Origin of the sequence: Pantoea allii, from assembly GCF_002307475.1 — a bacterium.
Classification (GTDB): domain Bacteria; phylum Pseudomonadota; class Gammaproteobacteria; order Enterobacterales; family Enterobacteriaceae; genus Pantoea; species Pantoea allii.
Map to the genome: position 1 here is coordinate 228,341 of NZ_NTMH01000040.1, position 23,379 is coordinate 251,719.

Below are 23,379 nucleotides of genomic sequence, written 5' to 3' on the forward strand. Positions count from 1 at the left end.
AACCGCCGATATTCACTTCGACGCTTCCCTCATTTTGCCCATAGCGTGCTTTATCAAGAATAGCCCTGCGGCATACTCGCGCTACGACAAGAGCGAGATGCATTATGTTGACATGGATTGCACTGGCAAGAATCGCTGCAGTGAGCAGTTTACCTTTACTGCTATTACCCCGGCTTCCACCACCGTTAATAACGGTGCTGTTGCTCCTGAGTGGCGGTTGCCTGATGCAGTTGCCTCTCCGCTACGTGCGTATGACAGGGGTGACGCTGCTGCTCGCTGCATGGTCGCTTTTCAATGCACAATCTCTGGTAAACGACACCGAAAAGATGATTGCCCGGCCAGCGATGTTCGATGTGCAAATTGAGGATGTACATCAGACCCATTCCCGCATCAGAGTCAGACTGCTCAAAGAGGGCAACCAGAGGTTTTTCCCACCTCGCTTTGCCTGGCTCTCGGTGCCGGGTGACAGCAGTGAATATTGCCCGGGTCAGCGCTGGAAAATGATGCTCAGGCTGAGGGCGGTGCATGCCCGGCTCAACGAAGGCGATTTTGATGCACAGCGTTTCGCCATGGCGAACCATGCACCTGTACAAGGACGCATTATTTCGCAGGTCATCACGCATCCATCCTGCAGCTGGCGCTGGCGTTTTATACATTATCATCGCCAGCAAAACGGTTTGTTGCCTGCCTCCGCCACGCTTGAAGCACTGGCGTTTGGTATCCGGGACAACCTGAGTGAAGCTACCCGGCAATTATTGCGTGACACGGGCACCGCACATTTGATGGCTATTTCAGGCATGCACATCGCACTGGCAGCAGGGACGGGATGGTTACTCGCCCGAGGTAGCCAGATTCTGTTTCCGGCCCGCCGTATTGGTTATCGGTATCCCGTGGTCATTAGCTGGATTTTTGCCGCGCTGTATACCTGGCTCTCGGGGGCTCATGCACCTGCGCAGCGGGCATTGCTGGCGCTGACTCTCTGGGCCGTAACACGATTCATTGGCGTGCAGTTAAGTGGCTGGCAGGTCTGGACGCTGTGCGTAGGCTCACTGCTGGCTATCGATCCGCTGACGGTGCTCTCGGACAGCTTCTGGCTCTCGGTGCTGGCCGTTGGCATGTTGTTGACCTGGTATCACTGGTTTCCACTGGTGGCGCGCTTTCGCCACGCACGCCGCTGGTTGCCGATACAGCTCCTCCACCTACAGTTGGGGATGATGATTTTGATGCTGCCGCTACAGGCGAGCTTATTTAATGGCATCAGTATGACGGCGTTAATCGCGAATCTGCTGGCCATCCCGGTGGTGTCATTCATCACGGTGCCGTTGATACTGCTTGCGATGCTGCTGCCGGTAGCGGAATTATCCATGTGGCTTTGGCTGGCGGCAGATGTGTCGCTTCGTCTTCTGTTAACCGGCCTGGCTCTGTTGCCGCCAGGCTGGTGGCCGCTACAAGGGGCGACTTTTTATATGCTCATCGTCTGGGGCGGTCTGCTTGTCTGGCGCACTGGCGTACTATTCAGCCTGCCGTGGAGCTGCAGTGCTGTCGCACTGGCCCTGATGTTCTCCCGCCACGATAAACCGGACAGGGAATGGCGCATTGATATGCTGGATGTCGGGCATGGTTTGAGCGTGGTCATCAGTCAGGGCCGTGAGGCTGTCTTGTACGATACGGGGCCGCGCTGGCAAAACAGTGATGCGGGAACACGGGTTATTATTCCCTGGATGCAACGCAAAGGTCTTAAATTGCAGCAGGTCATACTGAGCCACAAACACCTCGATCATATCGGTGGGTTATCTGCCATTCTGCAACACTGGCCCACAATGAAGGTCCGTAGCGGTTTAGCGGGCCACCAGCATTTACCCTGCGTTCGCGGTGCCGCATGGCGCTGGAAACAGCTAAATTTTACGGTGCTCTGGCCGCTCACCGCGCCGAACGCGGGCGAAAATAACGACTCCTGCGTGGTGAGGGTGGATGATGGAAAAGTCCGGCTGTTATTGACCGGCGATCTTGAAAGCCCGGCTGAAAAGCAACTGGTCAGGCTGGAAAAGCAGCAGCTTAAGGCTGATATCCTGCAGGTTCCTCACCATGGCAGCCGTACCTCGTCGTCTCGCTTACTGCTGCGCAGCGTCGCCGGTAGCACCGCGATGGCGTCGCTGGCACGCTATAATGCATGGCGGATGCCGGCGAAACCTGTGTTGCGGCATTACCATGAATATGGCTATGACTGGCTCGATACGGGGCAATCCGGACAGATAAGCATCAGGGTTAATAAGGGAAAAATACAGGTTTTTACCCTCAGAGAGCAATTAATGCCCCGTTGGTATCATCAGTGGTTTGGCGTCAAACGCGAATCCAGGTAGAATGACCGGCTATTTCCAACAACGTGAATAAATAATGCATCAAGATAAAGATCTCTCAACGTGGCAGACATTCCGTCGACTCTGGCCGATGATCGCACCCAACAAAGCTGGCTTAATTGTGGCGGCTACGGCCCTGATTATTAATGCCGCAGGCGATACGTTAATGCTCTCCCTGTTGAAGCCTTTGCTGGATGACGGCTTTGGTAAAGCGGACAGGTCCGTAATGCTGTGGATGCCGTTGGCAGTCATTGGCTTGATGCTGATTCGTGGCGTGAGCAGCTATATCTCCAGCTACTGCATTTCATGGGTGTCGGGCAATGTAGTCATGAATATGCGTCGCCGCCTCTTCAGTCATATGATGGGCATGCCGGTAGCCTTCTTCGATCAACAGTCCACGGGCACGCTACTCTCGCGCATCACCTATGATTCTGAGCAGGTTGCCTCGTCGTCGTCAGGTGCGCTGGTGACGGTGGTACGTGAGGGTGCATCGATTATTGGCCTGTTTATCATGATGTTTTATTACAGCTGGCAGCTGTCACTGATCCTGATTGTGCTGGCCCCCATCGTTTCATTTGCCATTCGCATGGTGTCAAAACGTTTCCGTAACATCAGCAAATCGATGCAAAACACCATGGGGCAGGTGACGACCAGCGCTGAGCAAATGCTGAAAGGGCATAAAGAAGTGCTGATTTTCGGTGGTCAGGAAATTGAATCTGAGCGCTTTGCTAAGGTCAGCAACCGTATGCGCCAGCAGGGCATGAAGCTGGTTTCAGCGTCTTCGATCTCCGATCCTGTCATTCAGCTGATCGCCTCTCTGGCCCTGGCCTTCGTCCTCTATGCGGCAAGTTTCCCAAGCGTAATGGATACGTTGACCGCTGGTACCATAACGGTTGTGTTCTCCTCGATGATTGCCCTGATGCGCCCACTGAAGTCGCTGACTAACGTCAATGCTCAGTTCCAGCGCGGCATGGCAGCCTGCCAGACGCTGTTCTCAATCCTGGACAGCGAACAGGAAATTGACACCGGTAAGCGTGAAATTACCCGCGCCAAAGGCGATGTCGAGTTCCGTAATGTGACATTTACCTATCCCGGTCGTGAAACCCCAGCATTGAAAGACATTAATCTGATGCTGCCAGCAGGAAAAACGGTGGCATTGGTTGGTCGCTCAGGCTCGGGTAAATCCACCATTGCAAGCCTGCTGACGCGTTTTTATGATATTCAGCAGGGCGACATTTTGCTGGATGGTCACGACCTGCGCGAGTACACCTTATCCTCATTACGTAATCAGGTGGCACTGGTGTCGCAAAATGTGCACCTGTTCAATGATACCGTCGCCAATAACATCGCCTACGCGCGAAGCGAGCAGTACAGCCGCGCGGAAATTGAAAAGGCGGCGACCATGGCCCATGCCATGGATTTTATCAATAAAATGGATAAAGGCCTGGATACCGTGATCGGTGAGAACGGCGTGCTGTTGTCTGGCGGTCAGCGCCAGCGTATCGCCATTGCTCGCGCGCTGCTGCGCGACTGCCCAATCCTGATTCTTGATGAGGCGACCTCTGCGCTGGATACGGAATCTGAGCGTGCCATCCAGTCAGCGCTGGACGAGTTACAGAAAAACCGTACCTCCCTGGTTATTGCACACCGCCTGTCTACTATCGAAAAAGCGGATGAAATTGTGGTGGTGGAAGAGGGCAAAATCATTGAGCGCGGCACGCATGCAGCGTTGCTGGCGGAAAAAGGCGCTTATGCACAACTTCATAAAATGCAATTTGGCCAATGATTGAGCGCATCTGGAGTGGCCGATCGCCCCTGTGGTTACTGCTATGGCCACTCAGTGTGCTGTACGGTGCTATCACGGCATTGATTCGCTTCAGTTTTCAACGCGGCTGGCGTAAAAGCTGGCGCGCGCCGCTGCCTGTGGTCGTGGTGGGTAATTTGACTGCTGGTGGGAACGGTAAAACGCCAGTGGTGATTTGGTTGGTAGAAGCCCTGCAACAGCGCGGATTACGGGTGGGTGTGATTTCGCGCGGCTATGGCGGCAAAGCAGACAGTTATCCGTTGCGGGTTACGGCCGACACGGCGACCGAACAGGCAGGGGATGAACCTGTTCTGATCGCTCAGCGCACGTCTGCGCCAGTGGCCGTCGCCCCTCGTCGTCGTGATGCCATTGAGGCGCTCCTGGAACATCACTCACTGGATTTGATTGTCACCGACGATGGCCTGCAGCATTACGCATTGCAGCGCGATCGGGAAATCGTGGTGGTGGATGGTGTGCGCCGTTTTGGTAATGGCTGGTGGCTACCCGCGGGTCCGATGCGTGAACGTGCTTCGCGCCTGAATACGGTAGATGCCATTATCGTCAACGGCGGCGAACCGCAGCAGGGTGAAATTGCCATGCAACTGCGCCCGGGCATGGCGACCCACCTTCTTAGCGGTGAGCAACGTCCACTCAGCGCGTTTCAAGACGTTGTTGCGATGGCGGGAATCGGTCATCCACCTCGCTTTTTTAACACCTTAAAACAGCAGGGTTTAACGCCCGTGGCGGAAATCGCCTTCGCCGATCACCATGCCTATAGCGAAGACGAACTTTCACGTCTGCTGCTGCCGGAGCAGACGCTGCTGATGACCGAAAAAGATGCAGTAAAGTGTCGCGCATTCGCGCAACCTGCCTGGTGGTATTTACCGGTAGATGCTCATCTGCAAGCTGAAGCGGCAATGGCACTGTTAGACGATTTAGAACGCCTTTGCGGCACGTATTCACACCGGGCATCGCACTAAAATCCCCTTCAGATAAGGAAGAGAATGAGCACACATTCACTTTCGCTACAGCAGGCCCGCAATATTCAACTCGCGGCACAGGGCCTGCTTCGTCCCGCTGCCCGCCGGGCACGCCGTGAGGACATTCCAGACTGTATTACCCAGATGTCTTTGCTGCAAATCGACACCATCAATGTGGTTGCCCGAAGCCCTTATCTGGTGCTGTTTAGTCGTTTAGGCGACTATCCGTCCTCCTGGCTAGATGAGGCTCTTGCTCAGGGCGAGATATTTGAGTACTGGGCCCATGAAGCCTGCTTTATTCCGCGCAACGATTACAAACTACTGCGACATCGCATGCTGTCGCCTGAACGTCTGGGTTGGAAATACAGTGCGCAGTGGGCTGCCGAATATCAGCAGGAGATCGCCGAGTTACTGACGTATATCCGCGATAACGGACCGGTAAGATCGGCCGATTTTGCCAGCGGAAAAAATCATAAACCCGGATGGTGGGCCTGGAAACCGCACAAGCGGCATCTTGAAAACCTGTTTAGTGCCGGTGAGTTGATGGTGTCGGAACGGCGAAATTTTCAGCGTGTTTACGATTTACGCGCCCGCGTGATGCCTGACTGGCAGGATGCGATCCATGCCATCAGCGAGGACGAAGCAACCCGATTAATGCTTATAAACAGCGCACGCAGCCTGGGGATTTTTCGCCGCGAGTGGCTGGCGGATTATTACCGGCTGAAACGTGCACCCGTCAACGTGTTTATGCAATGGGCGCAGGAGGCCGGAGAAATTATTCCGGTCGAGGTTAATGGTATGGGAGAAATGTGGCTGCATCAGAGTGCGCTGCCCGGATTAGCGACGCCGTTGAAAGCGACACATACCACGCTGTTATCCCCGTTCGATCCCTTGGTTTGGGATCGGAAACGGGCGCTGGAACTCTTTGGTTTTGACTACCGTATTGAATGCTATACGCCAGCCGCTAAGCGTAAATATGGCTACTTTGTCTTACCCTTACTGCATCGCGGCCAAATTAAAGCCCGGCTTGATGCACGGATGCTCCGCGCGTCGCGCCAGCTTGAAATCAAAAATATCTGGCTGGAACAAAACGTCCCGGTCACTGCGTCATTTTTGCAGGATGCCCAACGCGCAATAACCCGCTTTGCGCGCTGGCAGGGCGCAGAGACGGTCGCGATTCAGCAGGCACCCTCAGCGTTACTGGCGCACTGGCCAACGTTGTGGCAACTGGATAATCCGTGATGCCGCACCCGGTGCGGTTTACCCGCTCTTGTCAGCGCTGTGATATGCTTTAGCGCTTACGCTCTCGGTCCGTGATGGAGGAAATATGGATCACCGTTTACTCGAAATCGTTGCCTGCCCGGTTTGCAATGGCAAGCTGTACTACAACAACGAACAGCAAGAACTGATCTGCAAGCCGGATGCGCTGGCTTTCCCTGTGCGCGATGGCATTCCGGTTCTCCTGGAAAATGAAGCCCGTACCTTATCGGTTGAAGAGATCCATCCATGAGTTTTATTGCCATCATTCCTGCTCGTTATGCCTCAACCCGTTTACCCGGTAAACCCTTGGTCGATATTCATGGCAAGACGATGGTGGTACATGTGATGGAGCGCGCACGAGAATCCGGTGCCAGCCGGGTGATCGTGGCGACCGACCACCCTGATGTAGCCAGCGCTGTCGAAGCGGCAGGGGGCGAAGTCTGCATGACGCGCGCCGACCATCATTCAGGCACGGAACGTCTTGCCGAGGTGATTGAGAAGTATCAGTTTGCAGACGATCAAATTATCGTCAATGTTCAGGGCGATGAGCCCATGATCCCGGCGGAAATCGTGCATCAGGTAGCGACCAACCTGGCGCATTCTGAAGCAGGTATGGCGACGCTGGCCGTGCCGATTACCGATGCGGAAGAAGCATTTAATCCCAATGCCGTTAAAGTCGTTATGGATGCAAAAGGCTACGCGCTGTATTTCTCACGCGCGACCATTCCCTGGGACCGTGAGCGCTATGCTGAATCGCGCGATCGGATCGGCGATACGCTGTTACGTCACATTGGCATTTACGCCTACCGCGCAGGGTTTATTCGTCGTTACGTAGGCTGGGCACCTTGTCCACTTGAGCAGATCGAACTTCTCGAGCAACTCCGCGTGCTGTGGTATGGCGAAAAGATTCATGTCGCGGTAGCAAAAACGGTACCGGGCGTTGGCGTCGATACGCCAGAGGATCTGATCCGCGTTCGTGCTGCCATGCACGGCTGAGTCGAGCCGTCGCGCTTTACCCCTCGCGGCGCTTGCCTGAGGATGCACCCGTCCAGATATGGCCCCAAACAGAAAACCATGGTTGAGTGATACGCGCGTTATTGGGCGTATCACTCAGCATGTTTACGGGCCAGTGTCCTCAGCAGAGGTTTTAAAGCGCTGTAACAGGCTGCCCAGCGTTTCATAGATAGCGCGCTCGCTGTGGCCCATCCACAGAGGAGAAGGGAAAGCACGCTCCCACCAGTTTAACGGGGAGGTAATCGCCAGTTGGTTAGCCGGCGCGGGCGTCGGGTCGAGTCCTGCCTGCTGGAAAAAACGCATGGCACGCGGCATATGATTCGCTGATGTGACCAACAGGAAGGGTTGATGACCGATCAGGGCGCTGACCGCCTGGGCTTCCTGCGCAGTATCTTTGGGCTGATCCAATGTATGGATATGTGATGAAGGTACGCCAAGGCTTTCGGCGACCTGTGCGGCCACCCACGCATTACTTTTGGGGTTATGCCCTGCAGCGGCACCGGTAAATATCATTGTTGCCTGCGGGTTACGCCGCCACTGGCGCACGCCTTCTGTCACCCGGGGCAAACTGTTATTCAACAAGTTTGAACTGGGTGCCCATGCAGAGTTATAGGTATAACCTCCGCCCAGTACCACGATGTAATCCACTTTCTGGCTGCCATTCCAGGTCGGATAGTGCGACTCCACCGGCAGCAGCAGGCGGTCTGCAACGGGTTGTAGGCTAATCAGCAATAACACCAGCCAGCTGGTTGAGATGATTATTTTGCCGCTTTTCTGCCAGCGGCTGAACCAAAGCAGTAAAATGCCCACTGCCATAAGTAAAAGCAGAAAAGGCAGGGGAAGTAATACGTTACCCACTGCCTTTTTCAGCATAAAAAACATTTAAAAAACCTCTTGTTGTCCGAAAAAACAGCAGCCAGAGCACAAGAATGGGATGAAAGCTTCATTCTTACTGTACCTGTGACAAAATAGCATATGTTTCACCGCAGCATACCGGAGTCCACGCCATGCAGGATCGTAACTTTGACGATCTCGCGGATAAATTTTCGCAAAATATTTACGGCACAACCAAAGGCCAGGTGCGTCAGGCCATCTTGTGGGATGAGCTGGAAACGATTCTTCCCAGCCTGTCCTCCTCTTCCCTGAGCGTGCTGGATGCGGGCGGCGGTATAGGGCAAATTTCCAGCGGGCTGGCGGCGCGGGGCCATCAGGTCGTGCTGTGCGATCTGTCAGGTGAAATGTTACGCCGCGCGCAGGAAAATGCCCAGGCGCTGGGTGTGAGCCACCACATGCAATTCAAACAAATTAGCGCGCAGCAGGTCGGTGAACATTTGGTTAAGCCGGTGGATCTGGTATTGTTTCACGCTGTGCTTGAGTGGGTTGCTGAACCTGAAGCCGTGTTAAAAGCCTTGTTTGATACACTGCGGCCCGGCGGCGTGCTGTCGTTGATGTTTTACAACCTGCATGGTTTAACATTACGCACCCTGACGTTGGGTAATTTTGGCTATCTGCGTACCAACTTAACCAAACGCAAGAAGCGCACGCTGTCACCGGATTATCCTCGCGATCCCGATGATGTGTATCGCTGGCTGGAAGCCTGTGGTTTCCAGATTGAACGGCGTGCCGGGATTCGTGTATTCAGTGATTATATGAAGCCGCCTAAAGGCGAGCCAAAGAGTGACGACGAAATTATTGAGATGGAGCGGCGCTTTTGCCGCCAGGAACCCTTTTTAAGCTTAGGGCGTTACATCCACGTGACCGCGCGCAAACCCGGGCAGAAGGACGAATTATGAGTGAATTTTCCCAGACGGTACCGGAACTGGTATCCTGGGCGCGCAAGAATGACTTCTCCCTTGCGCTGCCAGTTGAACGTCTGGCTTTTTTGCTGGCTATCGCCACGCTAAACGGCGAGCGCATGGACGGAGAGATGAGCGAAGGCGATCTGATTGATGCGTTTCGTCACGTCAGCAAAGCCTTTGAGCAAACCAGTGAAACCGTCCTGGTGCGTGCCAACAACGCCATCAACGATATGGTGCGTCAGCGCTTGTTAAACCGCTTTACCAGTGAGTTAACCGAGGGCAATGCCATTTATCGCCTGACGCCGTTGGCCATCGGCATCACCGATTACTATATCCGCCAGCGTGAGTTCTCCACGCTGCGCCTGTCTATGCAACTTTCCATTGTTGCTGCGGAACTGAAGCGTGCCGCGGATGCCGCTCAGGAAAATGGCGACGAATTTCACTGGCACCGCAACGTGTTCGCGCCGCTGAAATACTCGGTGGCTGAAATCTTCGACAGCATTGATATGACACAGCGCCTGATGGATGAGCAACAGCAGGCGGTGAAATCCGATATTGCTGAACTGCTGAACAAAGACTGGCGAGCCGCAATTTCAAGCTGTGAAATGTTGCTGTCGGAAACCTCAGGCACACTGCGCGAGCTGCAGGATACGCTTGAGGCGGCGGGCGACAAGCTGCAGGAAAATCTGCTGCGTATTCAGGATGCGACGCTGGATAGCCCGGATCTGGGCTTCGTCGATAAACTGGTCTTCGATTTGCAAAGCAAACTCGACCGCATTACCAGTTGGGGGCAGCAGGCCATCGACCTGTGGATTGGCTACGATCGCCACGTCCACAAATTTATTCGTACTGCCATCGATATGGACAAAAACCGCGTTTTTGCTCAGCGGTTGCGGGTTTCCGTACAGAACTATTTTGATGCGCCCTGGGCGTTGACCTATGCCAACGCCGAACGTCTTTACGATATGCGTGATGACGAGTTGACGCTGCGTAATGACGAAGTTATGGGCGAACTGCCTGCCGAGCTGGAATTTGAAGAATTTAATGAAATTCGCGAGCAACTGGCGGCCATGATTGAAGAAGCCTTAGAGAGTTACAAAACGCAGCAAAAACCGCTCAACCTCGCCGTGGTAATGCGCGACTATCTGGCCCAATACCCACGCGCGCGTCACTTTGACCTTGCGCGCATCGTAGTGGATCAGGCGGTGCGACTCGGCGTAGCGGAAGCCGATTTAGCCGGTTTGCCTGTGGAATGGCAAGCCATTAATGATTACGGAGCCAAGGTGCAGGCACATGTCATCGACAAATATTGAACAAGTGATGCCGGTTAAACTGGCACAGGCACTGGCAAATCCGATTTTTCCGGCGCTGGACAGTCAGTTGCGTGCCGGACGCCACATTGGTATTGAAGAGCTGGATAACCACGCTTTTCTGATGGATTACCAGCAGTATCTGGAAGAATTTTATACGCGCTATAACGTTGAGCTGATCCGCGCGCCAGAGGGATTCTTCTATCTGCGTCCACGCTCAACCACGTTGATTCCTCGCTCTGTCCTGTCTGAGCTGGATATGATGGTCGGTAAAATCCTGTGCTATCTCTATCTCAGCCCGGAACGTCTGGCGAACGAAGGTATTTTTACCCAGCAGGAGCTGTATGACGAGCTGCTGTCCCTGGCTGATGAAAGCAAACTGCTGAAGCTGGTTAACCAGCGCTCAACCGGCTCGGATCTCGATCGTGCCAAGCTGCAGGAAAAAATGCGGGCTTCCTTAAGCCGCCTGCGTCGTCTTGGTATGGTGTGGTTCTTTGGCAATGACAGCAGCAAGTTTCGTATTATCGAGTCTGTTTTTCGCTTTGGTGCCGATGTGCGCAGCGGTGATGATCCGCGGGAAGCGCAGTTGCGCCTGATTCGTGACGGCGAGGCAATGTTGCTGGACAACGCAACGGCCACGACTGAGGCGGAAGACAGTGAAGAGAATGACAGCGATGCGGGTGATATCGCGGAGGAAGAACAGGCATGATTGAACGCGGCAAATTTCGTTCGCTAACGCTGATCAACTGGAACGGTTTCTTTGCCCGAACCTTTGATCTTGATGAACTGGTCACCACGCTGTCGGGTGGGAACGGGGCAGGTAAGTCAACCACCATGGCGGCCTTTGTCACGGCGCTGATTCCTGACTTAACCTTGTTGCACTTCCGTAACACTACCGAAGCCGGCGCCACCTCGGGTTCACGCGATAAAGGCCTGCACGGTAAACTTCGCGCCGGCGTCTGCTATGCCATGCTGGACGTGGTCAATTCCCGTCATCAACGCGTTGTCGTGGGTGTCAGACTGCAGCAGATCGCCGGACGTGATAAGAAGGTCGATATCAAGCCTTTCAGTATTCATGGGCTGCCCACGGATACGCTGCCTACCGATATGCTCACGGAAATCCTTAACAGCCGTCAGGCACGTGTTTTACCGCTTAACGAGGTAAAAGAACGCGTTGAGGCACTGGAAGACGTCCAGTTCCGTCAGTACAGCTCGGTCACCGACTACCATGCCATGATGTTTGATCTCGGTGTCGTGCCGCGTCGCCTGCGTTCAGCCAGCGATCGCAGCAAGTTTTATCGCCTGATCGAAGCGTCACTTTACGGCGGTATCTCCAGTGCGATTACCCGCTCTCTGCGCGATTACCTGTTGCCGGAAAACAGCGGCGTGCGCAAAGCGTTTCAGGATATGGAAGCGGCACTGCGCGAAAACCGCATGACGCTGGAAGCCATCCGCGTGACACAGTCCGATCGTGACCTGTTCAAGCATCTGATTTCTGAAGCCACCAGCTACGTTTCGGCAGACTACATGCGTCACGCCAATGAGCGACGCATTCATCTTGATAGCGCCTTACAACTGCGCAATGAGCTGTTCAGCAGCCGCAAACAGCTGGCCTCTGAACAGTTCCGTCATGTGGAAATGGCGCGTGAGCTGGCCGAACACAGCGGGGCGGAAAGCGATCTCGAAATCGATTATCAGGCGGCCAGCGATCACCTGAATCTGGTGCAAACGGCGATGCGCCAGCAAGAGAAGATTACCCGGTATGACAGCGATATCGAGGATCTTACGCTGCGTCTGGAAGAGCAGAGCGAAGTGGTTGCCGAAGCGCGTGAAATCCAGGAAGAAAATGAGGCCCGTGCTGAGGCGGCCGAACTGGAAGTCGATGAGCTGAAAAGTCAGTTGGCCGATTTTCAGCAGGCGCTGGATGTGCAACAAACCCGGGCGATCCAGTACCAACAGGCATTACAGGCGCTGGAACGTGCGCGATCGCTGTGCCAGCTGCCGGATCTGAATATTGAAAATGCTGCCGAATGGCAGGCCAGCTTCCAGGCGAAAGAAGAAGAAGCCACGGGGCAACTGTTGCATCTTGAGCAGAAGCTGAGCGTAGCGGAAGCGGCTCACAGCCAGTTTGAGCAGGCGTTGTCGCTGGTCACCAGCATTGCCGGTGACGTCAGCCGCAAAGAGGCGTGGCAAGTCGGTCGCGATCTGCTGCGCGATGCCAGCAATCAGCGTCACCATGCCGATCAGCTTTCTTCACTGCGCCTGCGCCTGAATGAGCTTGAACAGCGTCTGCGTGAACAACAGGAAGCCGAACGTCTGCTGGCAGAGTTCTGTAAACGCCAGGGCCAGCATTACGAGCCTGATGCGTTGGAAGGGTTGCAGCGTGAACTCGAAGCGCAAATCGAGCAGCTCAACAGCAGCGTGGCTGACGCGGGCGAACAGCGCATGATGATGCGCCAGGAACTTGAGCAGCTGCGCGAACGCATCACGTCGCTGACCGCGCGCGCGCCGCACTGGCTGGCAGCACAAGAAATCCTGACTCAGCTCAGTGAGCAAACCGGTCAGGAACTGGCCAGCAGCCAGGACGTGACCGAATACATGCAGCAGTTGCTGGAACGCGAGCGTGAAACCACCGTTGAACGTGACGAAGTGGCGGCGCGCAAACGTGAAATTGAGCAGCAAATTGAACGTCTCAGCCAGCCGGGCGGTGCCGAAGATCCTCGCCTGAATCAGCTTGCCGAACGGTTTGGCGGCGTACTGCTGTCAGAAATTTATGATGACGTGACGCTGAACGATGCACCTTACTTCTCCGCGCTGTATGGCCCGTCGCGCCACGCCATTGTGGTGCCCGACCTGTCGCTGGTGCGCGAGCAGTTGGATGGCTTAGAAGAGTGCCCGGAAGATCTGTACCTGATCGAAGGGGATCCCCAGTCGTTCGATGACAGCGTGTTCAGCGTGGACGAGCTACAAAACGCGGTCGTAGTGAAAGTCGCCGAGCGTCAGTGGCGCTATTCCCGCTTCCCAAAAATTCCTTTATTTGGTCGGGCGGCACGCGAAAACCAACTCGAGCTGCTTAACAATGAGCGCGATCGCCTGGCGGAACGCTATGCCACGTTATCTTTTGACGTTCAGAAGACGCAACGTTTACACCAGTCTTTCAGCCGCTTTATCGGCAGTCACCTTGCGGTGGCCTTTGATGACGATCCTGAAGCGCAAATCCGTCAGCTCGGCGCCCGTCGCGGTGAGCTGGAACGTGCGCTCAATCAACATGAAAGCAACAATCAGCAGCAGCGTCAGCAGTTTGAGCTGGCGAAAGAGGGCGTTGCACAGCTTAACCGCCTGTTGCCGCGCATTAACCTGTTGCTGGATGAAACCCTGGCGGATCGTTGTGAAGAGATTCGCGAGCAGGTCGAAGAGGCGCAGGAGGCCGCACGTTTCCTGCATTTACATGGGACGAAACTGGCCAAACTTGAGCCGATGATTGCGGTACTGCAAAGCGATCCTGAACAGCATGAACAGCTGCAGGCGGATTACCAGCAGGCGCAGCAACAGCAGCGCAATGCGCGTCAGCAGGCGTTTGCCCTGACGGAAGTGGTACAGCGCCGGGCGCATTTTAGTTATGACGATTCGGCTGGCATGCTGGGCGGCAACAACGACCTGAGCGATAAACTGCGGCAGCGCCTGGAGCAGGCCGAAGCCGAACGGAGCCGCACGCGTGAACGCCTGCGCGCGCATCAGTCGCAGCTGACGCAGTATTCGCAGGTGCTGGCATCGTTAAAAAGTGCTTATGATGCCAAGCGCGACATGCTGAAAGAGCTGCAGCAGGAAATGCAGGACATTGGTGTTCAGGCCGATGCCAGCGCGGAAGAACGCGCGCGAATCCGCCGTGACGAGCTTTATACGGCGCTGAGCCACAACCGCGCCCGCCGCAATCAGCTGGAGAAACAGCTCACCTTCTGCGAAGCAGAGATGGACAACCTGCAGAAAAAGCTGCGCCAGCTTGAACGTAACTATCACCAGAACCGTGAACAGGTGGTCAGCGCCAAAGCGGGCTGGTGCCTGGTACTGCGTCTGGTTAAAGACAACGGGGTGGAACGCCGTCTGCATCGCCGTGAACTGGCTTATCTCAGTGGCGATGAACTGCGCTCCATGTCGGATAAGGCACTGGGCGCACTGCGCCTGGCGGTTGCGGATAACGAACATCTGCGCGACGTGCTGCGTTTGTCTGAAGATCCTAAACGTCCGGAACGTAAGATTCAGTTTTTCATCGCCGTGTATCAACATCTGCGCGAACGTATCCGTCAGGATATTATTCGCACCGACGATCCGGTTGAAGCCATTGAGCAGATGGAGATTGAACTCAATCGGCTGACGGAGGAGTTGACGGCCCGTGAGCAAACTCTGGCGATCAGTTCACGCAGCGTGGCGAACATTATTCGTAAAACGATTCAGCGTGAACAGAACCGTATTCGCCAGCTTAACCAGGGGTTACAAACCGTTAGCTTTGGTCAGGTGCGCAGCGTTCGGCTTAACGTTAACGTGCGGGAAACCCACGCGATGCTGCTGGATACGTTGTCTGAAGAGCATGAACAGCATCAGGATCTGTTTAACAGCAACCGACTCACGTTCTCGGAAGCGCTGGCGAAGCTCTATCAACGTCTGAATCCGCATATTGATATGGGCCAGCGCACGCCGCAGACCATTGGTGAAGAGCTGCTGGACTACCGTAATTACCTGGAGATGGAAGTCGAGGTCAATCGTGGTTCGGACGGCTGGCTGCGCGCAGAAAGTGGTGCGCTGTCTACCGGTGAGGCGATTGGTACCGGGATGTCGATTCTGGTTATGGTCGTTCAGAGCTGGGAAGAGGAATCACGCCGCCTGCGTGGTAAAGATATTTCACCTTGCCGTCTGCTGTTCCTGGATGAAGCCGCACGTCTGGATGCACGCTCTATCGCGACGCTGTTTGAACTCTGTGAGCGTCTGGAGATGCAGCTGGTTATTGCGGCACCAGAGAATATCAGTCCGGAGAAGGGCACCACTTATAAACTGATGCGTAAAGTATTTAATAATACCGAGCACGTTCACGTGGTGGGATTACGCGGATTTGCCGCCGATCCGCTGCCTGCGAAACGCAGTAGCGAAGCCGATCCAGCAAGCGAAACCACGACATAATATTCATGATGCAGAGATAGTCAAAAACAGCGCCATTGGTTAATCTGGTAACGGCATTTGTCACAGGAGGCAAATGCCGTTTTTATTCGTATACTCAATAATATGGGTAACAGCCCGATCGCAGCCGTTTCCTGACATGCTGCGCGGTAGATTAATGAAGGGGGCAGGGATGTTACTGAATAAAAGCTTAAAAATTCATCAGGTTAGTTCGTGGCTTGCGCTGGCACTAACGCTGATTCCTTGTGCCATGGCTCAGGCCGCTATCATCGCTGCCATGCCGGGCACGCAAATGACGCATGCAGCCCTGTCCGTCAGCGAGAGCCAGCAGAAGATCCGACAGGCTTTTTCAGGCGATAACCAGCCTTTTTATGGCGCTTCACTGGCTGCCCTGTATGCTGCGCGAAATATGCAGCCGATCTGGCAAGATCCTGACGCTGTGCAAAAGTTTCAGCAGCAGCTGGCGGAGGTTGCGCTTTCCGGTGTCCAGCCGCAGTTTACCCGTTGGGTCGATCGCCTGACCGATCCGACGATTAAAGATTTTGCCCGCGACGTAACGCTGTCCGATGCGATGCTGGGCTATTTGCAGTTTGTGTCAACGGTGCCTGTTCAGGGGGAAACCTGGCTGTACAGCACCGTCCCTTACAAGCTGGCGGTACCGTCGGTGTCCGTGATCAATGCATGGCAGAATGCGGTGAATGCGGGCAGTTCGCTGGCCTTTGTCAATTCACTGGTGCCGCAGCATCCGCAGTATCCCTTGATGCACAAGGCGCTGAAGAGTCTGCTTGAAGATAAACAGCCCTGGCCGCAAATTAAAAATCGTGACACCTTACGACCTGGACAGGTCAGTGACGATGTGCCGGCCTTACGCGAAATATTACGTCGCAGCGGTATGTTAAGCGCTCAGGTTGCCGTACCTGCGCCCAATGAGGATGCCGTTCCCACCGCGCCCGTTCCTGCCAGCCATAGCGAGCAGCCTGTCGCCGTGAGTCCTTCGGCAGTGACGGTTAATGATATACCCGCCACCACGCCCGATGTTTCAGGCAATGTGCAAAATGCCCCCGCGGCACCGGGCGGTGTGAACGTCTATGATGACAACCTGGTGGCGGCGGTAAAACGCTTTCAGCAGTGGCAGGGACTTGACGCCGATGGGGCGATTGGCCTGCGCACACGTGAATGGCTGAATGTCTCACCCCAGCAGCGTGCTGCCTTACTGGCGTTGAATATTCAGCGCCTGCGCCTGCTGCCGGATGATATGCACAACGGCATTATGGTTAACATCCCCAACTACTCGCTGAACTATTACAACAACGGCACAAAAGTTCTGTCCTCCCGGGTTATCGTGGGCCGGCCAGATCGTAAAACGCCGTTGATGCGAAGCGCACTGAATAATGTGGTGCTGAATCCGCCGTGGAATGTGCCGACCAACCTGGTGCGTCAGGACATTATTCCTAAGGTGAAACAGGACCCCACCTATCTGTATAAGCACGGTTATACCCTGCTGTCTGGCTGGAGTGCCGATTCTGAAGTCATCGATCCCAGCATGATTGACTGGAGCATGGTGTCCGCGTCTTCTTTCCCTTACCGCATACGTCAGGCACCGGGTCAAACCAACTCGCTGGGTCGCTATAAGTTTAATATGCCAAGCTCGGATGCGATTTATCTGCATGATACGCCGAACCACAACCTGTTCCAGCGCGATATTCGTGCGCTAAGCTCGGGCTGCGTGCGCGTCAATAAAGCCTCAGAACTGGCGGGTATTCTGTTGCAGGATGTCGGCTGGAACGATGCCCGTATCTCTGACACGCTTAAGCAGGGTGACACGCGCTATGTGCCTATTCGCCATCGCATCCCGGTCAACCTGTATTATTTAACGGCCTGGGTCGCGGATGACGGTAAAACGCAGTTCCGTACAGATATTTACAATTATGATAATACGGCGCGTTCAGCCAGCCAGGTCTTAAGTCGTGCGCAACAGTTGTTGCTCTAATGGTTGATTTTTAATCGTTAGTCGCACGGCCTCTGCGTGATTCAGTCCTGTCATTAAGGCGGCTTTATCTGGAGCCGCCTTCCAAACTTGCCCATAATGGGTTGACGTGCTAGCGCCAGGAAGTTATGGTTCCGCCAGTACGTTTTTTGCACATGTCTTTGACTCTGTTTTCAGGTAAACCGCTCCATGTCTACAATCGATTCTTTACGTCGCAAACTGCTGCTTTGCGGAAGTGCCGCTGCCGGTCTGGCCTTACTGCCAGAGACCGCGATGGCTTCACTCTCCACTTCACGTCCACGGATTTTAACGCTCAATAATCTTCACACTGGCGAAACCCTTAAAACTGAATTTTTTAACGGTAAAAGTTACGACAAAAGTGAATTGTCACGCCTGAACCACTTTTTCCGCGACTACCGTGCCAATAAAACAAAAAGTATCGATCCCCATCTGTTTGACCAGCTCTATCGCCTTCAGGCGCTGTTAGAAACGCGCAAACCCGTTCAGCTCGTCTCCGGCTATCGCTCACTGGCGACAAACAATATGCTGCGGGAATCGGGACCTGGTGTGGCAAAACACAGTTACCACACCAAAGGCCAGGCGATGGATTTTCATATTGAAGGGGTGACGTTGGCGAATGTTCGCAAAGCCGCATTAAAAATGCGAGCCGGTGGTGTAGGATATTACCCCAGCAGCAACTTTGTACATATTGATACCGGTCCCGTCAGGCACTGGTAGTAACGTCGGCAACGCTGCGGGTGCCGACCATGGAGCGTTATGAACTATCACATTATCCCCGTCACCGCCTTTGCGCAGAATTGTTCGGTTATCTGGTGTGAAACCACGCGCGAATCCGCCCTTGTGGACCCGGGTGGCGATGCTGAGACCATCAAGCAAACGCTGGCACAGCTTGAGGTAAAGCCCGCACAGATCCTGCTTACGCACGGTCATCTCGATCACGTTGGGGCGGCGGCGGAACTGGCTGCATTCTGGAAGGTGCCGCTGGTCGGTCCGCAAAAGCAGGATGCATTCTGGCTGGAATCATTACCCACGCAAAGCCAAATGTTTGGTCTTGAGTACTGCGCGCCACTGACGCCGGATCGCTGGCTGGAGGAAGGTGACACTGTTCAGGTCGGCCAGGTCACGCTTGACGTACTGCACTGCCCGGGACATACGCCAGGCCACATTGTATTTTTTGATGCCAAAGGTCGCTTACTGATTTCGGGTGATGTGATTTTTAGCGGTGGTGTAGGGCGCACTGATTTCCCGCAGGGCAATCATCAGCATCTCATCGATGCGATAAAAAATAAGCTGCTGCCGCTAGGCGACGATGTCACGTTTTTACCCGGTCACGGTCCTGTGTCAACGCTGGGACGTGAACGTCTGACCAATCCTTTCCTGCAATAAAAAATGGGCCAGAGCGGCCCATTTTTTATGCGGTATCAGCCTAAAGTACGGCGACAATTGCCTCACACAGTGCAGACATATTATCTGGCGTCATACCGGCAACGTTCACGCGGCCCGAATTAACGGCATAAACCCCAAACTCCTCGCGCAGGCGGATGACCTGATCTTTGGTCAGTCCGCTGAATGAGAACATCCCATTCTGCTTGATGATAAAGCTGAAATCCTGCTGTGCGCCTTTATCCGCCAGCGTGTTCACAAACAGCTGACGCATGCGCTGGATGCGCTGACGCATATCAGACAGCTCTTGCTGCCAGATAGTACGCAGCGCGTCATTACCCAGGATGGTGGCAACGACGGCGGCACCGTGTGACGGAGGATTAGAGTAGTTAGCGCGAATAGTGTATTTCACCTGGCTAAACGCGGTCTCGACCGTCGCGGCGTCGCCGGCAACCAATGTAATCGCACCAACACGTTCGTTATACAGGCCAAAGTTCTTGGAATAAGAACTGGCGACAATCAGTTCCTGATGGCTGGCAGCAAAAATGCGCAGCCCTTCCGCATCCTCTTCCAGACCACGGGCAAAGCCCTGGTAGGCGAAGTCGAACAGGGGCAACCAGCCGTTGGCCTGGGAGAGCTGTGCCAGCTGTTGCCACTGCTCTGCTGTTGGATCAATACCGGTCGGGTTATGGCAGCAGCCGTGGAACAGCACCACATCACCAGCTTTCACCTCTTTCAGCGAGGCCAGCATGCCGTCAAAGTCCAGCGTATGGTTAGCCGCGTCGTAATACTGGTACTCGCACACCTCAAGCCCGGCGGCATTGAACACGTTTTTGTGGTTTGGCCAGCTCGGGTTGCTCACCCACACGCGCTTAACGGCGGTCTGGGTGGACAGGAAATCTGCGGCGACGCGCAGTGCACCCGTACCGCCCGGCGTCTGCGCCGTACGGGCTCTGCCCGACGCGATCAGGGCGTTGCCTTTGCCAAATAACAATTCCTGCGTGCAATGCGCGAAATCCGGCAGACCGTCAATGCTCAGGTAATTTTTACTGGTTTCGTTTTCAAGCAGGTACTGTTCTGCTTTTTTAACGCTGGTGAGCACCGGCGTTTTCCCGGTTTCATCTTTATAAACACCAATACCAAGATTGATTTTATTTGGGCGGTCGTCGGCACGGTAGAGATCGGCCAGGCCAAGGATAGGATCAGCGGGTGCAGCAGAGATCGATTCAAACATGAGTCGGGTCCAGTAGCGTGAACTTTAGCAAATGAACCATCAGGTTAACGTCAGCACGGCGAAATGCCAACCGTTTGCGATAAAATTCATCGTCTGTGCGCCAGAATTACCCGTTCTTATGTTGTTGGGGGGAAATAACCGGGGAGAGGGCAAGAAAACGGCATTAAAAACGGAGCCGAAGCTCCGTTTTTTGTACTGCATCAACAAACTTAGAACTGGTAAACCAGACCAACACCAACTACGTCATCATCAGGAAGACCGAGTGGGTTGTTTTTGTCCAGCTGGTTGATTTTGTAATCAACGTAGGTGGCCATGTTTTTGTTGAAGTAGTAAGTTGCGCCCACATCGAAGTATTTGTAGATATCAGCATCGCCGATACCTTCGATATCTTTGCCTTTAGACTGAACGTAGGCCAGAGATGGACGCAGACCGAAGTCAAACTGGTACTGTGCTACTAACTCGATTTCTTGAGTTTTGTTAGCATAAGCGTCGCCGCTAATTACTGTATTATTGACGTTAAAAGTTCCGCTGATTGGCGTAGAGTTACGGGTTTCACCGTACATTGCTGCCAGGTAAACGTTGTTAGCGTCATATTTCAGAGCAGTTGCCCAGTTTTCTGCACGCTTACCAGCACCAACGCCAGCACCTTGAGAGGTTACAACGTTGTTATTACTGACTGAACCGTTAGCCTGGCTATTAGTACGATCGCTGCTGCTGTAAGCACCTACGATACCGACTCCGATCGGAGAGGTGTACGAGGTTGAAATACCGTAGCCATCACCATTCGCACGGCGAGGATCGGTACGATCATTTTTACCCTGATACTGAAGCGCAAAGTTCCAGCCATCTACCAGACCAAAGAAGTTGGTGTTACGGTAGGTCAGCAGACCGCCGCTACGACCGTTCATAAAGTTGTCTGAGTAACCTGAGTCGCCACCGAATACTGGCAACATATCGGTCCAGCCGATTGCGTCATAAACCACACCGTAGTTACGGCCGTAGTCGATTGAACCTGCATCACCGAATTTCAGACCGGCAAAGCCCAGACGGGTTTTGTTACCGCTTTGCGCGTCAGAACCTTCAGAGTTATTACCCTGAATGTTGTATTCCCACTGACCGTAACCGGTCATCTGGTCATTAATCTTGGTTTCGCCTTTGAAGCCGAAGCGAATATAAGTCTGATCGCCGTCATCGCCTGCGTTATCAGAGAACTGGTGACGCGCATCCACTTTACCGTACAGGTCCAGCTTGTTGCCGTCTTTGTTATAAACTTCTGCTGCGTTAGCTGCGCCGGCGGCGAGCAGAGCAGGGATAACCACTGCCAGAATGTTGCGCTTCATCATTATTTATTACCCTCATTGGAGTTATTTGGACACCTGCCACTGCCGTCAAGAAAACTTTACGTGAACCTTGAAAGAAGTTTGGTGTCTCCTGTGTCTGCACGCATCTTTCCATCCCCCACCGGGTAATTCTACTGCGAAAATGCTACAAAAGTCGTAATCTTGTTTCAAATATAAAATATGTATTACAAAATGTAAAAATAACGGAACTTTGTGAGACATATCAAAATTTACAAAAATAAAAAAAGGCCGGCGATGCCGACCTCTTTATATATATGAATTTCTTATATTTAATGCTGAAAATCAGAAGCTCGCGTTGCGAGGCGTGCGTGGGAAGGGGATAACATCTCTTACATTTTGTACGCCGGTGACATAGGCGATTAAACGTTCGAAACCTAATCCAAAACCTGAATGTGGCACGGTGCCATAGCGACGCAGATCACGATACCACCAGTAATCTTCTTTTTTCAGACCCATCTCTTCCAGACGCGCATCCAGCACATCCAGACGCTCTTCACGCTGAGAACCCCCGATGATTTCACCGATGCCCGGTGCTAACACATCCATCGCGGCCACGGTTTTACCGTCGTCGTTCAGGCGCATATAGAACGCCTTGATATCTTTCGGATAGTTTTTAACCACCACCGGCGCTTTGAAATGCTTCTCGGCAAGATAACGTTCATGTTCAGAGGACAGATCGATGCCCCATGACACAGGGTTCTCAAAGGTCTGACCGCAGTTCATCAGGATATCGACGGCATCGGTATAATCGACCTGGGCGAAATCGGTAGTAACAAAACGCTCCAGGCGATTAATCGCATCCTTGTCTACGCGTTCGGCAAAAAACGCCATATCGTCCGCACGCTCATTCAGAACGGCCTGGAAGACATACTTCAGCATGGCTTCCGCCAGGGCTGCCGCATCGTCTAATGAGGCGAAAGCGATTTCCGGTTCCAGCATCCAGAATTCTGCCAGATGGCGGCTGGTGTTGGAGTTTTCCGCGCGGAAAGTCGGGCCGAAGGTGTAGATTTTCGACAGGGCACTGGCGTAGGTTTCACCGTTTAACTGACCGGACACCGTCAGGAAGGCTTCTTTACCGAAGAAATCCTCGGAGTAGTCGACTTTACCCTGATCGTTGCGCGGTAAGTTTTCCATGTCCAGGGTTGAGACGCGGAACATCTCACCGGCTCCTTCGGTATCGGAGGCGGTAATAAGCGGCGTGGAGACCCAGAAGTAACCGTTCTCATGGAAGAAGCGATGCAGCGCCTGTGCCAGCGTGTGACGCACCCGGGCTACAGCGCCAATCAGGTTGGTACGCGGACGCAGGTGCGCGACTTCACGCAGGTATTCAATACTGTGGCGTTTTGCCGCCATCGGGTAGCTGTCGGGATCTTCTACCCAGCCCACCACTTCCAGTTTTGTCGCCTGGATTTCGAATGCCTGACCCTGACCCGGCGACGCAACCACCTTACCGGTGACAATGACGGAACAGCCAGTGGTCAGGTGCAGCACTTCGTCCTGATAATTATTCAGAGAATTATTGACGACAGCCTGAACGGGATTAAAGCAGGAGCCGTCATAGACAGCGATAAAGGAAAGACCGGCTTTGGAATCTCTTCGGGTACGCACCCAACCACGTACGGTGACGTCACTGTCAACCGCGACGCGACCGTGCAGTACATCCGCTACAGGCACTACGCTCATAAATATCTCTCTATATA

General features: G+C 54.0%; 17 protein-coding genes. 13 read left to right on the plus strand and 4 right to left on the minus strand.

The features are described from left to right. The first annotated feature begins 104 nt into the window (after positions 1 to 104). The 6 genes from CMR03_RS18095 to kdsB all read left to right on the plus strand — a co-directional run bounded on the left by CMR03_RS18095 (position 105) and on the right by kdsB (position 7,397). The gene (locus tag CMR03_RS18095; RefSeq protein WP_096012227.1) at positions 105 to 2,360 is read left to right on the plus strand and encodes a DNA internalization-related competence protein ComEC/Rec2; all 2,256 of its coding nucleotides are present in this window, start codon (positions 105 to 107) and stop codon (positions 2,358 to 2,360) included. A gap of 34 nt (positions 2,361 to 2,394) precedes the next feature. Beyond that, positions 2,395 to 4,143 carry a lipid A ABC transporter ATP-binding protein/permease MsbA gene (gene msbA / locus CMR03_RS18100; RefSeq protein WP_063878949.1) on the plus strand — a complete coding sequence of 583 codons (1,749 nt, stop codon included), beginning with the start codon at positions 2,395 to 2,397 and terminating at the stop codon, positions 4,141 to 4,143. After that, positions 4,140 to 5,141 carry a tetraacyldisaccharide 4'-kinase gene (gene lpxK, locus CMR03_RS18105; protein WP_096012228.1) on the plus strand — a complete coding sequence of 334 codons (1,002 nt, stop codon included), beginning with the start codon at positions 4,140 to 4,142 and terminating at the stop codon, positions 5,139 to 5,141. The genes msbA and lpxK overlap by 4 nt, the downstream gene beginning before the upstream one ends. Before the next feature lie 24 nt (positions 5,142 to 5,165). Then, entirely contained in the window at positions 5,166 to 6,383 is a 1,218-nt protein-coding gene (locus CMR03_RS18110) for a winged helix-turn-helix domain-containing protein (protein WP_096012229.1), read from the plus strand. Positions 6,384 to 6,468: 85 nt separating this feature from the next. Beyond that, the gene (locus CMR03_RS18115) at positions 6,469 to 6,651 is read left to right on the plus strand and encodes a Trm112 family protein (RefSeq protein WP_013025246.1); all 183 of its coding nucleotides are present in this window, start codon (positions 6,469 to 6,471) and stop codon (positions 6,649 to 6,651) included. Next, positions 6,648 to 7,397: a 3-deoxy-manno-octulosonate cytidylyltransferase gene (kdsB, locus tag CMR03_RS18120; protein ID WP_096012230.1), complete on the plus strand. Its 750-nt coding sequence runs from the start codon at positions 6,648 to 6,650 to the stop codon at positions 7,395 to 7,397. The genes CMR03_RS18115 and kdsB overlap by 4 nt, the downstream gene beginning before the upstream one ends. A 123-nt stretch (positions 7,398 to 7,520) precedes the next feature. Here kdsB and elyC read toward each other — a convergent pair whose 3' ends face one another. Continuing rightward, on the minus strand, positions 7,521 to 8,297 hold the full coding sequence (gene elyC / locus CMR03_RS18125) for an envelope biogenesis factor ElyC (protein ID WP_096012231.1): 777 nt from the start codon (positions 8,295 to 8,297) through the stop codon (positions 7,521 to 7,523). A gap of 125 nt (positions 8,298 to 8,422) precedes the next feature. On the opposite strand from elyC, the gene cmoM reads away from it, so the two are divergent. The 7 genes from cmoM to CMR03_RS18160 all read left to right on the plus strand — a co-directional run bounded on the left by cmoM (position 8,423) and on the right by CMR03_RS18160 (position 19,087). After that, a complete protein-coding gene (gene cmoM / locus CMR03_RS18130) occupies positions 8,423 to 9,208 on the plus strand; it encodes a tRNA uridine 5-oxyacetic acid(34) methyltransferase CmoM (RefSeq protein WP_063878954.1) in 786 nt (261 codons plus the stop codon). Beyond that, positions 9,205 to 10,527 carry a chromosome partition protein MukF gene (gene mukF / locus CMR03_RS18135; protein ID WP_063878955.1) on the plus strand — a complete coding sequence of 441 codons (1,323 nt, stop codon included), beginning with the start codon at positions 9,205 to 9,207 and terminating at the stop codon, positions 10,525 to 10,527. The genes cmoM and mukF overlap by 4 nt, the downstream gene beginning before the upstream one ends. After that, on the plus strand, positions 10,508 to 11,233 hold the full coding sequence (gene mukE / locus CMR03_RS18140; RefSeq protein WP_063878956.1) for a chromosome partition protein MukE: 726 nt from the start codon (positions 10,508 to 10,510) through the stop codon (positions 11,231 to 11,233). The genes mukF and mukE overlap by 20 nt, the downstream gene beginning before the upstream one ends. After that, the gene (gene mukB / locus CMR03_RS18145) at positions 11,230 to 15,696 is read left to right on the plus strand and encodes a chromosome partition protein MukB (RefSeq protein ID WP_096012232.1); all 4,467 of its coding nucleotides are present in this window, start codon (positions 11,230 to 11,232) and stop codon (positions 15,694 to 15,696) included. The genes mukE and mukB overlap by 4 nt, the downstream gene beginning before the upstream one ends. A gap of 169 nt (positions 15,697 to 15,865) precedes the next feature. After that, positions 15,866 to 17,683, plus strand: coding sequence for a L,D-transpeptidase (gene ldtD / locus CMR03_RS18150; protein WP_096012233.1), 1,818 nt, complete (start codon positions 15,866 to 15,868; stop codon positions 17,681 to 17,683). 186 nt (positions 17,684 to 17,869) lie between these two features. Next, positions 17,870 to 18,418, plus strand: coding sequence for a peptidoglycan L,D-endopeptidase MepK (gene mepK, locus CMR03_RS18155; protein WP_013025254.1), 549 nt, complete (start codon positions 17,870 to 17,872; stop codon positions 18,416 to 18,418). A 39-nt stretch (positions 18,419 to 18,457) separates the two neighbouring features. After that, positions 18,458 to 19,087, plus strand: coding sequence for an MBL fold metallo-hydrolase (locus tag CMR03_RS18160; protein ID WP_096012234.1), 630 nt, complete (start codon positions 18,458 to 18,460; stop codon positions 19,085 to 19,087). 40 nt (positions 19,088 to 19,127) lie between these two features. Here CMR03_RS18160 and CMR03_RS18165 read toward each other — a convergent pair whose 3' ends face one another. From CMR03_RS18165 to asnS, 3 genes are all read right to left on the minus strand, one after another. Then, positions 19,128 to 20,318, minus strand: a complete 1,191-nt coding sequence (locus CMR03_RS18165; protein ID WP_096012235.1) for an amino acid aminotransferase — start codon at positions 20,316 to 20,318, stop codon at positions 19,128 to 19,130. 209 nt (positions 20,319 to 20,527) lie between these two features. After that, entirely contained in the window at positions 20,528 to 21,661 is a 1,134-nt protein-coding gene (gene ompF / locus CMR03_RS18170; RefSeq protein WP_096012236.1) for a porin OmpF, read from the minus strand. Between the two features lie 300 nt (positions 21,662 to 21,961). Next, positions 21,962 to 23,362 carry an asparagine--tRNA ligase gene (gene asnS, locus CMR03_RS18175; protein ID WP_063878962.1) on the minus strand — a complete coding sequence of 467 codons (1,401 nt, stop codon included), beginning with the start codon at positions 23,360 to 23,362 and terminating at the stop codon, positions 21,962 to 21,964. Positions 23,363 to 23,379: the final 17 nt, after the last annotated feature.